The 14,595-nt window shown below is 64.8% G+C and carries 16 protein-coding genes; 4 read left to right on the forward strand and 12 right to left on the reverse strand.

Translation table 11 applies throughout. The annotated features are described in order from the left end of the window. Window positions 1-116: 116 nt before the first annotated feature. From AC3WN8_RS12185 to AC3WN8_RS12210, 6 genes are all read right to left on the reverse strand, one after another. On the reverse strand, window positions 117-740 hold the full coding sequence (locus AC3WN8_RS12185) for a LysE family translocator (protein WP_492669692.1): 624 nt from the start codon (window positions 738-740) through the stop codon (window positions 117-119). Window positions 741-777: 37 nt separating this feature from the next. After that, window positions 778-1,806 (reverse strand): glycosyltransferase family 4 protein, encoded by a 1,029-nt coding sequence (locus AC3WN8_RS12190; protein ID WP_492669693.1) that lies wholly within the window; start codon window positions 1,804-1,806, stop codon window positions 778-780. Then, window positions 1,803-2,672, reverse strand: coding sequence for a UDP-2,3-diacylglucosamine diphosphatase (locus AC3WN8_RS12195; protein ID WP_492669694.1), 870 nt, complete (start codon window positions 2,670-2,672; stop codon window positions 1,803-1,805). The genes AC3WN8_RS12190 and AC3WN8_RS12195 overlap by 4 nt, the downstream gene beginning before the upstream one ends. A gap of 74 nt (window positions 2,673-2,746) precedes the next feature. Next, the gene (locus AC3WN8_RS12200; protein WP_492669695.1) at window positions 2,747-3,367 is read right to left on the reverse strand and encodes a glutathione S-transferase family protein; all 621 of its coding nucleotides are present in this window, start codon (window positions 3,365-3,367) and stop codon (window positions 2,747-2,749) included. 2 nt (window positions 3,368-3,369) lie between these two features. Further along, complete coding sequence (locus tag AC3WN8_RS12205; RefSeq protein ID WP_492669696.1) at window positions 3,370-3,837, reverse strand: hypothetical protein; 468 nt, start codon at window positions 3,835-3,837, stop codon at window positions 3,370-3,372. A 1-nt stretch (window position 3,838) separates the two neighbouring features. Then, window positions 3,839-4,843: an NAD(P)H-quinone oxidoreductase gene (locus AC3WN8_RS12210; RefSeq protein ID WP_492669697.1), complete on the reverse strand. Its 1,005-nt coding sequence runs from the start codon at window positions 4,841-4,843 to the stop codon at window positions 3,839-3,841. A gap of 87 nt (window positions 4,844-4,930) precedes the next feature. On the opposite strand from AC3WN8_RS12210, the gene AC3WN8_RS12215 reads away from it, so the two are divergent. The 3 genes from AC3WN8_RS12215 to AC3WN8_RS12225 all read left to right on the forward strand — a co-directional run bounded on the left by AC3WN8_RS12215 (window position 4,931) and on the right by AC3WN8_RS12225 (window position 8,035). Next, a complete protein-coding gene (locus tag AC3WN8_RS12215) occupies window positions 4,931-5,128 on the forward strand; it encodes a DUF1192 family protein (protein ID WP_492669698.1) in 198 nt (65 codons plus the stop codon). A 93-nt stretch (window positions 5,129-5,221) separates the two neighbouring features. Further along, window positions 5,222-7,537, forward strand: coding sequence for an ATP-dependent Clp protease ATP-binding subunit ClpA (gene clpA / locus AC3WN8_RS12220; protein ID WP_492669699.1), 2,316 nt, complete (start codon window positions 5,222-5,224; stop codon window positions 7,535-7,537). A gap of 3 nt (window positions 7,538-7,540) precedes the next feature. Then, window positions 7,541-8,035: a SixA phosphatase family protein gene (locus AC3WN8_RS12225; protein WP_492669700.1), complete on the forward strand. Its 495-nt coding sequence runs from the start codon at window positions 7,541-7,543 to the stop codon at window positions 8,033-8,035. 117 nt (window positions 8,036-8,152) lie between these two features. Here the strand turns inward: AC3WN8_RS12225 and AC3WN8_RS12230 are convergent, their stop codons facing one another. Then, window positions 8,153-8,719, reverse strand: a complete 567-nt coding sequence (locus AC3WN8_RS12230; protein WP_492669701.1) for an OmpA family protein — start codon at window positions 8,717-8,719, stop codon at window positions 8,153-8,155. A gap of 173 nt (window positions 8,720-8,892) precedes the next feature. On the opposite strand from AC3WN8_RS12230, the gene AC3WN8_RS12235 reads away from it, so the two are divergent. Then, window positions 8,893-10,959 carry a prolyl oligopeptidase family serine peptidase gene (locus tag AC3WN8_RS12235; RefSeq protein ID WP_492669702.1) on the forward strand — a complete coding sequence of 689 codons (2,067 nt, stop codon included), beginning with the start codon at window positions 8,893-8,895 and terminating at the stop codon, window positions 10,957-10,959. 111 nt (window positions 10,960-11,070) lie between these two features. Here the strand turns inward: AC3WN8_RS12235 and AC3WN8_RS12240 are convergent, their stop codons facing one another. The 5 genes from AC3WN8_RS12240 to AC3WN8_RS12260 all read right to left on the reverse strand — a co-directional run bounded on the left by AC3WN8_RS12240 (window position 11,071) and on the right by AC3WN8_RS12260 (window position 14,518). Next, window positions 11,071-12,873, reverse strand: a complete 1,803-nt coding sequence (locus tag AC3WN8_RS12240) for an acyl-CoA dehydrogenase C-terminal domain-containing protein (protein WP_492669703.1) — start codon at window positions 12,871-12,873, stop codon at window positions 11,071-11,073. A gap of 29 nt (window positions 12,874-12,902) precedes the next feature. Then, a complete protein-coding gene (locus AC3WN8_RS12245) occupies window positions 12,903-13,337 on the reverse strand; it encodes a MerR family transcriptional regulator (RefSeq protein ID WP_492669704.1) in 435 nt (144 codons plus the stop codon). A 32-nt stretch (window positions 13,338-13,369) separates the two neighbouring features. Further along, entirely contained in the window at window positions 13,370-13,882 is a 513-nt protein-coding gene (locus tag AC3WN8_RS12250) for a hypothetical protein (protein WP_492669705.1), read from the reverse strand. Beyond that, window positions 13,879-14,238: a phosphoribosyl-AMP cyclohydrolase gene (gene hisI / locus AC3WN8_RS12255; RefSeq protein ID WP_492669706.1), complete on the reverse strand. Its 360-nt coding sequence runs from the start codon at window positions 14,236-14,238 to the stop codon at window positions 13,879-13,881. Before hisI ends, AC3WN8_RS12250 begins: the two co-directional genes overlap by 4 nt. 106 nt (window positions 14,239-14,344) lie before the next feature. Then, a complete protein-coding gene (locus AC3WN8_RS12260) occupies window positions 14,345-14,518 on the reverse strand; it encodes a hypothetical protein (protein ID WP_492669707.1) in 174 nt (57 codons plus the stop codon). Between the last annotated feature and the right edge of the window lie 77 nt (window positions 14,519-14,595).

The following is a 14,595-nucleotide window of genomic DNA, read 5'->3' on the forward strand; positions in this document are numbered from 1 at the left end:
CTCTCCAGATAAAATAAGGGCCGCCCCATCGGGAGCGGCCGGAAACATGGATCCGATCTAGTGCCGAAACCCGCCAAGGGCAAGTTTCATCGCCATGGCGCGCGCAACGTCCGGAATCAGGGCTGCCGCGCCAGCGCGAGCCTGAGCCCGAAGGCAATGAAGATGCCGCCGGTCATGCGATCGAGCGCGCGCACGACTGGCCCGCGCGACAGGAATCTCCCGAACGGGACCGCGGCTGCGATCAGCACGCCGAACCAGAGCCACCCGAGCAGGACGTGGATACAGGCAAGCAGAAACGAGAACGCCACCATATCCGCCCCGGCCGGCACGAATTGCGGCAGGAAGGTGATGTAGAAGATGCCGACCTTGGGATTGAGCAGATTGGTCAGAAGCCCGCGCCGCAGCGCCTGCCGCGCATCTCCGTCCACCGCATTCTCGATGGCCAGGCGATCGCGCGGCCGCACAATGAGCTTCACGCCCAGCCAGGCCAGATAGGCCGCGCCGGTGAATTTGAGTATGGCGAAGGCCAGTTCCGATGCGGCCAGAACCGCCCCCAGACCCAACGCCGCCGCGGCGCCCCAGGCCAGGCAACCCAGGCCGATGCCGATCGCCGCATGCACGCCCTGACGCGCATTGCCGCCCGCCACGCTCCGCAGCACCATGACCGTGTCGATACCCGGCGTGACGGTCAGCAGGGCGGCGGCGGCCGTGAAGGCGATGATCGAATGGGCGGCATCCATCCACCCCCGATAGCGCTGGAAGCGGGCAAGATTATGATCAGGCGGCCACCGCCAACCTCTCTTCGACGATCGGAACCAACGCATCGCGGAATTCGGCCGCGCTCGCCGACCAGGTGAAGCGCGCGCCATAGGCCGCGCAATGCGCCCGATCGCGCGTCAGCGCCCGACGGATCGCAACGTCCAGATCGTCATCCATCGCGCCGATGCTCTCGTCGATCACATCGATCGGACCGGTCACCGGATAGGCCGCAACCGGTGTTCCGCACGCCAGCGCCTCGATCATCACCAGGCCGAACGTGTCGGTCCGGCTGGGAAAGACGAAGACATCGGCGCCGGCATAGGCGCCCGCAAGCGCGGCGCCGGACAATGCCCCCAGGAACACCGTCTCCGGATGCGCGGCTTCGAGCGCGGCACGCGCCGGCCCATCGCCAACCACCACCTTGGTGCCCGATACGCCGCTGTCGAGAAAAGCCTCGATATTCTTCTCGACCGCGACACGGCCGACATAGAGCTGAATCGGGCGCGGCAGATTCGCGAACAGGTCGGGATGCCGTGCATCCGGCCGGAAGCACGACAGATCCACGCCGCGCCCCCAATGGCTCAGTCGCTCGAGACCATGCGCGCGGAGCGTGGCGCGGACCGAGGCCGTCGATACCAGCACCGCGCTCGACGGCGCATGGAACCATTGGATGTAGCGCCAGAACCATTCGGCGGGCATGCCCGTGCGCTTGGCGGCATAGTCGGGAAACTGGGTATGATAGGCAGTGGTGAAGGGGATGTTCCGCCTCAGGCACCAGCGCCGCGCGGCGACGCATAATGGCCCCTCTGTTGCCAGATGGATCGCGTCGGGGGCGAAATCGGCGATCATCGATCCCACCGTCACGGTGCGCGCCATCGCCAGCCGAATCTCGGGATAGGTCGGACATGGCAGCGAATAGAAAAGGTCGGGGGAGATCACGCAGAGAATATGCCCCTGCCCCTCCAGCTCCTCGCGCACCGCCTTCAGCGTACGGACGACGCCATTGACCTGCGGCTCCCAGGCATCGGTGACGATCGCGATCCTCATGCCGCGATCCGCGCGACGTCGCGGCTGTTGCGCGTCGCGATCTCGTCGGCCCAGTGCAGCACCTCCATCCGCCCGTCGAAATCTTCGACCAGCGCGGTGCAGCCTTCCACCCAGTCGCCGTCATTATAATAAGCGACGCCCGCAATATCGCGGATCTCCGCGGTATGAATGTGCCCGCAGACGACACCGTCGACGCCGCGCTGCCCCGCTTCGTGCGCGACGATCTCCTCGAATTTGGAGATGAACTCGACGGCGTTCTTCACCTTGTGCTTGGCCATTTTCGAAAGTGACCAATAGGGCAGCCCGAGCGCGGTGCGCGCGCGGTTGACCACATAGTTGAGCTTCATCATCAATTCATAGGCAAAGTCGCCGACATGGGCGAGCCAGCGATGCGCGAGCATGATCGTGTCGAACTCGTCGCCGTGCAGCACAAGCAGCCGGCGGCCGTCTGCGGTTTCGTGGATCGCGTTGCGGCGGATCTCGACGCCGCCGAAATTCAGCCCGGCATAAGGGCGCAGCACCTCGTCATGATTGCCCGGGATATAGATGATCCGCGTGCCGCGCTTGGCGCGCTTCAGGATCCGCCAGACAATGTCGTTATGCGCCGCCGGCCAGTAGAGACGCTTCTTCAATCGCCAGCCATCGATGATGTCGCCGACGAGATACAAAGTCTCGCTGTCGGTGCTGTCGAGAAAATCGATCAGCATATCGGCGTTGCAGCCACGTGTTCCCAAATGGATGTCCGAGATCCAGATCGTACGATAGCATTGCCGTTTCCGGCTCCGGCAAGGTTCCGGGATCGTCGGTTCGGACCGATGGAAATCGAATATTTCACCATCGGCGACAAGGCGTGTGACCGCGTCCATGAACTCTTCCCCCGGACGTTGACCTTGTCCGGGAGCAATCGCGATTTTCTGTTACAGTTTGAACGCCGAAGCGATTACGCTTCCATGACAACATGGCCGGGCAGCGCCGCGATCCGATCCAGCCATGCGCGAACATGGGGATAGAGCGACAGATCGAACCCGCCTTCCTCGGCGACATGGCTATAGGCATAGAGGCAGATGTCGGCGAGCGTCGGCGTTTCGCCGACGAACCAGTTGCTGAGCGCCAGATGATCGTCCATCTGCTGCAGGGCGGCCTCGCCCGCCAGCCGCTTGGCCGGCAACTGCGCGCGCTGGACTTCACTGAGCGCATCGCCACCGACGAACATCACCCAGAAACGCACCGTCGCGACATTGGGTTCGTGATGATATTGCTCGAAGAACATCCAGCGCAGCATGTCGGCGCGGGCAAAACGATCCTCGGGGATCAGCGGCGAACCGTCGGCCAGATAGAAACAGGCAGCATTGCTTTCCGCGAGGAACCGGCGGCCGACCTGGAGCACCGGGATGCGGCCGACCGGATTGATATTGGTCAGGAATTCGGGCGTCCGCGTCTCGCCCTTCATGATGTCATATTCGACCCGTTCGAGCCGCAGGCGGAGATGCGCGGCGGTCAGCCTGATCTTGTAGCAATTGCCCGACTGGGCATATTCATGGAGGATCAGCTTCTCGGTCATGGTCACATGATCCCTTCGGCATCCTTGCGCTTCTGCTCCTGACGCCAGCGCCAGCCGATCAGGCCGATCACCAGCGCGAGCGGGATCCAGCCCCAATAATAGCGCCAATAGGGAAAGGCATAATCGGCCTCGTAATCGATGCCGGTGAGCTGCTTGATCGCCGCCAGCTCGCGACGCGTTGCCGGGGCCAGATTGGTTTGCCCGTCCGCCCCGCGCGAATAGAAGACGAAGCCGGCTTCCTTCCATGCGGCAAAGGGCATCCACAATGCGCTGAACTCACGATAGGACCAGCCGAGATCGAGCGTCACCGTATCGCCATTGGGGCCATAGGCCTCGAAACGCGAATCATTGGGCAGATCGGCGACCAGCGCGATCTCCGGTGTGTTCGACATGGCCGATCGCCGCGCCTCCGCCGGCGCCACAACCGTCAGCACGGCCGCGACCGCCAGCAACATCCCCCCGAAACGCATGTTACCCCCCTGTCAAAAGCACAATCTTACCAACATGATCGCCGGCTTCCATCCGTTCATGCGCCTTGGCCGCTTCGACGAGCGGAAAGGTCATGTCGATCACCGGTTTCAGCCGGCCTTCGGCGACGTGCGGCCAGACGCTGCGCGACAGCTCGTCGGCGACCAGCGATTTGAACTCGACCGAACGCGCGCGCAGCGTCGAGCCGGTGAGCGTCAGCCGCTTGAGCATCACCTGCATGATCGGCACTTGCGCCGATGCGCCGCCGAGCGTGGCGATGGACACGTGACGGCCATCTTCGGCAAGGCATTGCAGGTTGCGCGGGAGATAGTCGCCGCCGACCATGTCGAGGACGGCATTACAGCCACGCCCGCCGGTCGCGTCGCGAACCCTGGTGACGAAATCCTCGGTCCTGTAGTTGATGGCGATATCCGCGCCAAGCGCCCTGGCCGCCTCGCATTTCTCATCCGAGCCGCAAGTGACGATCATGTTGAGCCCGAACAGCTTGCCGAGCGAAATCGCCATCGTGCCGATTCCGCTGGTGCCGCCATGAACCAGCACCGTATCGCCCTCGACCGCATAGGCCCGTTCGAAAACGTTGGTCCACACGGTGAACAGGGTCTCCGGAATCGCCGCGGCCTCGACCATCGTGATCGCCGGCGGCACGGTCAGGCACTGGCCGACCGGCGCCACCGCATATTCGGCATAGCCCCCGCCCGCGAGCAGCGCGCAGACCGGCTGGCCGATCATGTCAGCGCCGGCGGCATCTCCGGTGGCGACGACCCGCCCCGCAACCTCCAGTCCCGGAACCGTCGACGCACCCTTGGGCGGCGGATAATGCCCCAGCCGCTGAACAATGTCGGGCCGATTCACACCGGCAGCCTCGACCCTGATCAGCACTTCGCCGGCGCCCGGCCGTGGCACGGGGCGTTGGACGGGCTGCAGCACCTCTGGTCCGCCCGGTTCGGCCGGATCGATCGCAATCATCGTCTCGGGCAGCGCGGCCATTCTGGTCCCCCCTCGCTTACGGCGTCTTTTACCATGAAAAGCGCGCGCTTTATTGACAGTCGGACGGTTTCGGTCAACGCTTGGCGCATGGACCTCGACGAAGTTTTTTCGAAGCGGCCTGGCGACCCGCTCACCTTGCTCGCGAAACAGGACCTCGATCCGTTCTCGGTCGAGGAACTCGACGAACGCGTCGAGGCGCTGAAACGCGAGATCGCACGGGTCGAAGCGAAGCGCGCCAGCGCATCCGCCCACCGCGCCAGCGCGGAATCGCTGTTCAAGCGATGAACGACGCGGCCATTCTTGATGAAGGCGGCCGCAATCCCGACATAGGGTTCTACCGGGGCGGCGTTCCCTCGCCCCGCATCGGAGTGAAAGATCATGCCATCCTTCGCCAGCGCGCTTGAGAAGACGCTTCACAAGGCGCTCGAGGCCGCGTCCAACCGGCGCCACGAATATGCCACGCTGGAGCATCTCCTGCTCGCGCTGATCGACGACGAACATGCCGGCCAGGTGATGAGCGCGTGCGGCGTCGATGTCGGCGAGCTGCGCGACGCGGTCGCCACCTATCTCGACAATGAACTCGAAGCGCTCAAGGTCGAGGGAGAGACCGACCCCTCCCCCACCAGCGGCTTCCAGCGCGTCGTCCAGCGCGCCATCCTCCATGTCCAGTCATCGGGCCGCGACGAAGTGACGGGCGCCAATGTGCTCGTCGCGCTCTTCTCCGAGCGTGAAAGCTATGCTGTCTATTTCCTCCAGCAGCAGGATATGAGCCGGCTCGACGCGGTCAGCTTCATCAGCCACGGAGTCGGCAAGGGCAATGCCACGCCCGAGCCGCGCGAAGTGAAAGGCGCCGAGGAGGAAAAGACCACCAAGGCCGACGGCAAGCAGAAGGGCGAAAGCGCGCTCAAGCAATTCTGCGTCGATCTCAATGAAAAGGCCAGGAACGGTAAGGTCGATCCGCTGATCGGCCGCTCGGCGGAAGTCGACCGCACCGTCCAGATCCTCTGCCGCCGCTCGAAGAACAACCCGCTCTATGTGGGCGATCCTGGCGTCGGCAAGACCGCCATCGCCGAAGGGCTGGCGCGCAAGATCATCGAAGGCGACGTGCCCGAAGTGCTGTTGCCCGCGGTCATCTACTCGCTCGACATGGGCGCGCTGCTTGCGGGCACGCGTTATCGCGGCGATTTCGAGGAGCGGCTGAAGCAGGTGGTGAACGAGCTGGAAAAGCTTCCCCACGCCATATTGTTCATCGACGAGATCCACACGGTGATCGGCGCCGGCGCAACCTCCGGCGGGGCGATGGACGCGTCCAACCTGCTCAAGCCCGCGCTGTCGGGCGGTACGATCCGTTGCATCGGATCGACCACCTACAAGGAGTTCCGCAATCACTTCGAAAAGGATCGCGCATTGCTGCGCCGCTTCCAGAAGATCGACGTGAACGAACCCACGATCGAGGACACGGTGAAGATCCTGGCGGGGCTTCGTTCCGCCTTCGAGGAGCATCACAACGTCAAATACACGCCCGATGCGATCAAGGCGGCGGTCGACCTGTCGGCGCGCTATATCAACGATCGCAAGCTGCCCGACAAGGCGATCGACGTGATCGACGAGGTCGGCGCGATGCAGATGCTGGTGCCGCCCAACAAGCGCAAGAAGACGATCACGCCCAAGGAGATCGAAGCGGTCGTCGCGACGATGGCGCGCATCCCGCCCAAATCGGTTTCGACCGACGACAAGGCGACGCTTGCCAGCCTGGAGACCGATCTCAAGCGCGTCGTGTTCGGGCAGAATGCGGCGATCGAGAAACTGTCTTCGGCGATCAAGCTCAGCCGCGCGGGCCTGCGCGATCCGGACAAGCCGATCGGCAACTATCTGTTCTCCGGCCCCACCGGCGTCGGCAAGACCGAGGTTGCTCGCCAGCTTGCCAGCATCATGGGCATCCCGCTCCAGCGTTTCGACATGTCCGAGTATATGGAACGCCACAGCGTTTCACGGCTGATCGGCGCGCCTCCCGGCTATGTCGGCTATGATCAGGGCGGACTGCTGACCGACGCGATCGACCAGCAGCCGCATTGCGTGCTCCTGCTCGACGAGATCGAGAAGGCGCATCCCGACCTGTTCGGCATCCTGCTCCAGGTGATGGACAATGGCCGGCTGACCGACCATCACGGCAAGACCGTTGATTTCCGCAATGTCGTGCTGATCATGACGACCAATGCGGGCGCGTCGGACATGGCGAGCGAAGGCATCGGCTTCGGCAATGTCAGCCGCGAGGATGCGAGCGAGGAAGCGGTGAAGCGGATGTTCACCCCCGAATTCCGCAACCGCCTCGATGCGATCGTGCCGTTCGGCTATCTGCCGACCGAAGTGGTGAGCCGCGTGGTGGAGAAGTTCATCCTCCAGCTCGAGCTCCAGCTTGCCGACCGCAACGTCCACATCACGCTCGACGACGACGCCAAGAAATGGCTCACCGCTCGCGGCTATGACAAGCTCTATGGCGCCCGCCCGATGGGTCGGTTGATCCAGGAGAAGATCAAGCAGCCGCTGGCCGAGGAATTGCTGTTCGGCAAGCTCGTCCATGGCGGCGAAGTCAGCGTCCATCTGAAGGACGATGCGCTGGCCTTCGAAGTGACGCCCGCGGCGCCGAAAAAGCCGAAAAAGGGCGGCAAGACGAAGTCCGAAGCGAAGGCATAGGGCGTGAAACGGCGCACGGCATCGCTGCTGCTACTGGCCACGCTGGCGCTACTGCCCACCGGGGCAGCGGCCCAGTCGGCCGACGATGTCTATATCATGCGCCATCTGGAGCAGCAGGCCGGGGGCGGTGACGATCCCGGCCTGTCGCCAGCGGGCAAGCGGCAGGCCGATCGCCTCGCCACATGGTTCCGCGATCGCCCGCGCGCGGTGTTCGCCAGCACGACGCGCCGTGCGATGGAGACAGCGGCGCCGCTCGCCCGCCGGCTCGGCATTCCTTTGGAAACCTATGATGCGGGCGATCCCGATCGATTGCTCGATCGCGTCAAGCGCGCGCGCGGCGTGGTGCTGATCGTCGGCCACAGCAACACCGTGCCCGACCTGATCCGCCGCATGGGCGCCGTCGGCCCGCGGGAAATCCCGCACACGCGCTATGGCCAGATCTGGCGCGTGCCGCGCCGTGGCGGCATGGCAACGGAATTCGTGCTGCCCTTCCCCTGAAAGTGGCTTACCGCAGCCTACTAATCAAACTCACATCGTCATTGCGAGCGTAGCGAAGCAATGACGAAAATTGCCGAAGGCATGGCTGCATCAGCCGCTCGATCTATGCGAGCCGCGCTATTTCGCGATCACGATCAGCTCGATCCGCCGATTGCGCCCCCGCCCCTCGACGGTCGTATTGTTGGCGATCGGCTGGGTCAGCCCCTTCCCTTCCACCTCGATCCGCGCCTCCGCGATACCCGCATCGACCAGATGGCGCCTGGCGGTCTCGGCGCGATCCTGCGAAAGTTTCAGGTTCGCGGCAGCATCCCCGACATTGTCGGTGTGGCCGACGATGCGCAGCCGCACTGCGGGATAGGATTTGAGCAGTTCGACCAGCCCCGGCACCATCGCCCGCACCTCGGGACGCGCGGTCGCGGACCAGTCGGCGAACTGATCGCCGCCGATCTGGAAGCTGCGCGGCGCGGGGTCGGTCGAGGCCAGATAGGTCGCGAGTTGCTGGCCGACCGAGCCCCGCTCGACGGTGATGGTCGCGCCATTGGGCAGCCCGATCAGCTCCGTACGCGATTCCACCGCCACCGATGCCTGGGCATTCGCATCGGGCGCCTTTTCACCCCGCCCGCATGCAGCGACTGCGAGGAGCGGCACGACAAGCACCAATGAACGATACGGACGCAACATCATTGCCCAAATATCCCCGGATTGGACGCACATAGTCGTTTCCAGACTAGGAGTTGCAACATGATGCTGACAAGCGTTTTCACCTCCGGACCCGATTCATTTCAGCACGCGCCGCCCTTGCGCTCTCGTCGGAAAGCCGCATGTTGCCGGCATCACAGTCCTGCCGGAGACCCCTGATGCTGCGCCGCGCCCTTTGCCTCTCCCTGCTTCTCGCCACCGCGCAGATCCCGGCGCTTGCGGCGCCCGCCGACGGCCCCGCCCGGACCATCCAGGGCAGCGACCTTTTCGGTCTGGAAGTAGCCAGCGATCCGCAGATCAGCCCTGACGGCACCCGGATCGCCTATGTCCGCCGCTCGAACGATGTCATGACCGATCGCACACGGCCGACCATCTGGCTGATCGATGTGCGCACCGGTGCCCAGGCGCCGCTGATCACCGGCCCCGGCGCGCACAGCCAGCCGCGCTGGTCGCCCGACGGCAAGCGCCTCGCCTATGTTTCGACCGGCGAAGGCGGCGGCGCCCAGCTGTTCGTGCGCTGGATGGAAACCGGCGCTTCGGCGCGCGTCACCGGCCTGCCCGACAGCCCGAGCGCGATCGCCTGGGCGCCCGACGGCAGTCGCATCGCCTATGTGATGACCGTGCCCGACGACGGGATGAAACTCGGCAAGGCCCCCGCCAAGCCCGAAGGCGCCAATTGGGCGCCGCCGCTCGAGGTGATCGACAAGGTCGTCTATCGCCAGGATGGCGGCGGCTATGTGAAGCCCGGCTTCGACCATATCTTCCTGGTGTCGGCCGAGGGCGGCGCACCGCGCCAGCTCAGCTTCGGCCCCTGGCACGACAATGGCCCCTTGTCCTGGACGCCAGATGGCAAGACCTTGCTGTTCAGCGCTGTTCGCACCGGCGACTGGCAGCGCAATCCGGTCAACAGCGAGATCCAGGCGCTCGACGTCGCCACCGGCGCGATCCGCGCGCTCACCAGCCGCGACGGGCCCGACAGCGATCCGGCGGTCTCGCCCGACGGCAGCCGCATCGCCTATCTCGGCTTCGACGACAAGGGTTACAGCTATCGCGACACCCAGCTCTACGTGATGAACCGCGACGGCAGCGGCGCCCGATCGCTGACCGCCGGGCTCGACCGGAGCATCGACAAGATCCTGTGGGCAGCGGACAATCGATCGATCTACGCGCTTTATGACGATCGCGGATCGAACCGCGTCGCACGCATCGCGCTCGACGGCACGATCAGCCCGGTCGCGACGGGCCTGACCGGCAGCGGCCTCGATCGCCCCTATAGCGGCGGCGAGTTCAGCGTATCGAAGGGTGGCGCGATCGCCTTCACCAGCGGCACTGCGCTCCGCCCGTCCGACGTATCGCTGGCGAGCGGCGGCAACACCCGCAGGCTGACCCGGCTCAACGAGGATTTCCTGAGCGGCAAGGCACTGGCCGAAGTCCGCGAGCTCGCGGTCACCGCGCCCGATGGCCGGACGGTGCCCGCCTGGCTGGCGCTTCCGCCCGGCCATGTCGCGGGCCAGCGTGTGCCACTGATCCTCGAAATCCATGGCGGTCCGCACAGCGCCTATGGCCCGGCTTTCTCGACCGACGTCCAGCTTTATGCCGCCGCGGGCTATGCAGTCCTCTACACCAACCCGCGCGGTTCGACCTCCTATGGCGAGGAATTCGCGCGGCTGATCGACAAGAGCTACCCCGCCGATGACTATGGCGATCTGATCGCCGCCGTCGACGCGGCGATCGCCGCGGGCGTCGCCGATCCCGACAATCTGTTCGTGACCGGCGGATCGGGCGGCGGCGTGCTGACGGCCTGGATCGTCGGCAAGACCGACCGTTTCAAGGCCGCGGCGACGCAGAAGCCGGTGATCGACTGGGCCAGCTTCGTGCTGACCGCGGACAATACCCCCTATTTCGCCAAATACTGGTTCGGCAAACTGCCCTGGGAGGATCCGCAGGGCTATTGGAGCCGCTCACCGCTGTCGCTGGTCGGCAATGTCAAGACGCCGACGCTCGTCGTCGTCGGCAGCCAGGATTATCGCACGCCGGTCAGCGAGGCCGAGCAATATTATTCGGCGCTCCAGCTCCGCGGCGTACCGACCGCGCTGGTGAAGGTGCCCGAGGCCGGCCATGGCAGCATCGCCGCGCGCCCGTCACAGGCGGCGGCAAAGGCGTCGGCGATCCTGGCATGGTTCGACAAATATCGGACGGGGAAGACGGCGCCAGCGGGGAACTAGGCCCCGCCCCCTGTCATTCCCGCGAAAGCGGGAATCCAGAGTCATAGAGCTCGATGGTCGACATCCTCTAGATTCCCGCTTTCGCGGGAATGACACCAGAAAGATAGATCATCACCCCCGCGCGAAAGCCTCGACCGGCAATGCCATCAGGCTTTCCGCGCCGCCCTCGATCTTGCGGCGCAGCGCGCCCGCATCGGGCATGATGCGTTCGGCGAAGAAGCGGGCAGTGACCAGCTTCGCCTCCATGAACGCGGCATCGCCGCTGCCGGCATCGAGCGCGGCGCTCGCCGCCGTCGCCATGCGCAGCCACATCATGCCGACCGCCACGATCCCCATCAGATGGAGATAGGGCACCGCCGCCGCACCGGCATTGTTGGGATTGGTCAGGCCGTTCTGCATCAGCCACATCGTCGCCGCCTGGAGCTGGCCGAGCGCCTTTTCCAGCGCACCGGCCAGATCGGCGAGCTTCGCATTGCCCTTCGCGACCGCGACTTCCTCGCCCACGATCTTGAAGAAGAGCTGGATTCCGCGACCGCCATTCTGCGCCAGCTTGCGGCCGACCAGATCCATCGCCTGGACGCCGTTGGTGCCTTCGTAGATCATCGCGATCCGCGCATCGCGGACATATTGCTCCATGCCCCATTCGGCGATGTAGCCATGCCCGCCATAGACTTGCTGGCTGGTCGTCGCGATCTCGTAACCCTTGTCGGTGCCATAGCCCTTGATCACCGGCGTCAGCAGCGAGATCAGGTCGTCGGCCGCCTGGCGCTCCTCTTCGGTCGCGGCCTTGTGCGCCAGATCGACCTGGAGCGCGCCCCACAGACAAAGCGCGCGCAGCCCTTCGGTCAGCGCCTTGCCCTCCATCAGCATGCGGCGGACATCGGGATGGACGAACAATGTGTCGGCTTTCTCGCCCGGTTCGGCGGGGCCGGTCAGCGCGCGGCCCTGGCGCCGGTCATGCGCATATTGCACGGCGTTCTGATAGGCGAGCTCGCCCTGCGACAGGCCCTGCAGGCCGACGCCCAGCCGCGCCGCGTTCATCATGATGAACATCGCGGCCAGCCCCTTATTCTCCTCGCCGATCAGCCAGCCGGTGGCACCGTCATAATTCATCACGCAGGTCGAATTGGCGTGGATGCCCATCTTGTGCTCGATCGAGCCGCAGCTCACCGCATTGCGATCGCCGAGCGAGCCATCGTCGTTGACCAGGAATTTGGGCACGATGAACAGGCTGATGCCCTTGCTGCTCTCCGGCGCGCCGGGCGTCTTCGCAAGCACCAGGTGGATGATATTCTCGGTCAGGTCGTGCTCGCCCGACGAAATGAAGATCTTGGTGCCGGTGATCGCATAGCTGCCATCTGCCTGCGGCTCGGCGCGTGTGCGGATCAGGCCCAGATCGGTGCCGCATTGCGGCTCGGTCAGATTCATCGTCCCACCCCACTGGCCGGCGACCATCTTGGGGAGATATTTCGCCTTCTGCTCGGGCGAGCCCTTGACCAGGATCGCGGAGACCGCGCCCATGGTGAGGCCGTTATACATGGCGAAGGCCATGTTGGCGCTGATCAGATATTCCTCGAACGCGGTCGAGATCACGTGCGGCAGCGCCTGGCCGCCAAACTCCTCGGGCGCCGACAGCGTCGTCCAGCCCCCCGCCACGAACCGGTCATAGGCGTCCTTGAAGCCCGCCGGCGTCGTCACCGAACCGTCGGCATGGCGCGTGCACCCTTCGGCATCGCCCGACTGGTTGAGCGGAAACAGCACATCCTCGACGAACTTGGCGCCCTCGCCCAGCACCGCCTCGACCATGTCCGCGCCGGCATTCTCGAAACCGGGCAGATTGGCATGGCGATCGAGCCCGATCACCGAATCCAGGACGAAACGTGTATCGCGCACCGGCGCTGAATAGATCGGCATCCAAACTCTCCGTAAATGTCCGCCTGCTTTCAGGCCCTGGCTTCGCTTTTCGCGTCCGCTTTCTCGACCATCGTCACGAAGCGGGTCAATTCGTCGATCTGCGCGTCGATATCGAGCCGTTGCCGCTTGAGCAGCGCGATCCGGTCGTTGCATTTCTCGACCGTCACGCGCCGCTGGACATGGCGCCCGTCACCCAGATCGTAGAGATCGATCATCTCCCGGATCTCGGACAGGCTGAAGCCCACCCGCTTGGCGCGCAGGATCCAGGCCAGGCGCGCGCGGTCGCGCTTGGTGTAGATGCGCGTGGTGCCGCGCCGCATCGGCGCGATCAGCCCCTCATCCTCGTAGAAGCGCAGCGCGCGTGCGGTCACGCCGAATTCTTCGGACAGGTCGGAGATGCTATAGACGTGCCGGTCGCGAACGTCCGGCGTGTCGAGCGTTGCATGAGTCGAAGCATAAGCCATGCGGCCAAAGGTATTTGACGTTCACGTTAACGTCAAGTGGGCGAAGCACATAGCAACTTGCCGTCGCGCCCAAGCACCGAAGCCGCATCGACGGGCGAAGCACTCGACTGGCCAAGCACGAAGCCGGCAAGCGAACCGCGCTTGGTGCAATAGTGCATGCATCCGTCGGGCAGCGATCCGGGCATCGCAACCTCCCGCCCGTCGAAGCGTGCTTCGATCCGGCATTCGCCCTTGCCCTCGAGCGTGATCGTCACGCGCTCCCCCGCCCGCACGGCGCGGCCCCGCGCCAGGCATTCGGTCTCGTCGCCGAACAGCACATCGATCCCGATACGATAGGATTCACCGGTTTCACGCAAAAGGCAAACGCGGTCCGGCCCGCCGTCGCCGCTCCGCTCGTAAAGCCCTTCCAGTGGCGCGGTCCCCGGATCGGGGATCGCCCCCGCGGCGATCGCGGCATTTTCCAGGTCGCTCTCGGCGCCGTTGTTCACGGGCATGTCCGGCGAACAGCCGGCAAGCAACAGGCAGAGTGCGAGCGCCGCCCTCAATCCACCCGCTCCAGCCGGCCATCGACGATCCTGCGATAGAAACAGCTCGGCTCACCGGTATGGCAGGCCGGCCCTGCGGGATCGGCGACGATCCAGATCGCATCCTGGTCGCAGTCGATCCGCATCTCGACGACGCGCAGCACATGGCCGGAGGTTTCACCCTTCTTCCACAACCGCCCGCGGCTGCGCGACCAGAAATGGGCTTCGCCGGTCGCCTCGGTCAGCGCCAGCGCTTCGGCATTCATATGCGCCACCATCAACAGCCCGCCATCACGCGCGGTCACCACCGCGGTCACAAGCCCGTTTGCGTCGAATTTCGGATCGAGCGTCTCGCCGCTCTCGCGTTCGCTGGTCATGCCGCGATTTAGAGCATCGCGCGAAAAAGTGGGAGCCGGTTTTCAGCCGAAGCGCATGCAAGGTCGAAAACCAGCCGCCTGCCATGCCTATCCTCGGATCATCGCATCAATGCCGCGTCACAGGCTTCTGATCCTTGTCGGCACCCCAGGACATGCGCCGCACGCGACGCACCTCGCCGGCGCGCACGATGCGCTGCGCTTCCTCGACCGTGCAACCCTGAGAAATCAGCGCCTCCATGAGGATTTCGCTCTCCGTCGGCGCGTCCTGCTTCTTCTCCATATCCTTGTCTCCGCCGGACCAACGCACGGCCCTGGAGATCGGCTCCACGCAAAAATGCCGGGAAAGGGCGACAAAGC

This window comes from Sphingobium sp. FW305-3-2-15-F-TSA7, assembly GCF_058787155.1.

Excerpts from the sequence above, each read along its gene's own strand:
- AC3WN8_RS12245 (WP_492669704.1), bottom strand. The coding sequence starts at position 13,337 with ATGGCTTATGCTTCGACTCATGCAACGCTCGACACGCCGGACGTTCGC.
- AC3WN8_RS12230 (WP_492669701.1), bottom strand. The coding sequence starts at position 8,719 with ATGATGTTGCGTCCGTATCGTTCATTGGTGCTTGTCGTGCCGCTCCTC.
- clpA (WP_492669699.1), top strand. The coding sequence starts at position 5,222 with ATGCCATCCTTCGCCAGCGCGCTTGAGAAGACGCTTCACAAGGCGCTC.
- AC3WN8_RS12195 (WP_492669694.1), bottom strand. The coding sequence starts at position 2,672 with ATGGACGCGGTCACACGCCTTGTCGCCGATGGTGAAATATTCGATTTC.
- AC3WN8_RS12205 (WP_492669696.1), bottom strand. The coding sequence starts at position 3,837 with ATGCGTTTCGGGGGGATGTTGCTGGCGGTCGCGGCCGTGCTGACGGTT.
- hisI (WP_492669706.1), bottom strand. The coding sequence starts at position 14,238 with ATGACCAGCGAACGCGAGAGCGGCGAGACGCTCGATCCGAAATTCGAC.
- AC3WN8_RS12240 (WP_492669703.1), bottom strand. The coding sequence starts at position 12,873 with ATGCCGATCTATTCAGCGCCGGTGCGCGATACACGTTTCGTCCTGGAT.
- AC3WN8_RS12185 (WP_492669692.1), bottom strand. The coding sequence starts at position 740 with ATGGATGCCGCCCATTCGATCATCGCCTTCACGGCCGCCGCCGCCCTG.
- AC3WN8_RS12260 (WP_492669707.1), bottom strand. The coding sequence starts at position 14,518 with ATGGAGAAGAAGCAGGACGCGCCGACGGAGAGCGAAATCCTCATGGAG.
- AC3WN8_RS12235 (WP_492669702.1), top strand. The coding sequence starts at position 8,893 with ATGCTGCGCCGCGCCCTTTGCCTCTCCCTGCTTCTCGCCACCGCGCAG.
- AC3WN8_RS12200 (WP_492669695.1), bottom strand. The coding sequence starts at position 3,367 with ATGACCGAGAAGCTGATCCTCCATGAATATGCCCAGTCGGGCAATTGC.
- AC3WN8_RS12210 (WP_492669697.1), bottom strand. The coding sequence starts at position 4,843 with ATGGCCGCGCTGCCCGAGACGATGATTGCGATCGATCCGGCCGAACCG.
- AC3WN8_RS12190 (WP_492669693.1), bottom strand. The coding sequence starts at position 1,806 with ATGAGGATCGCGATCGTCACCGATGCCTGGGAGCCGCAGGTCAATGGC.
- AC3WN8_RS12215 (WP_492669698.1), top strand. The coding sequence starts at position 4,931 with ATGGACCTCGACGAAGTTTTTTCGAAGCGGCCTGGCGACCCGCTCACC.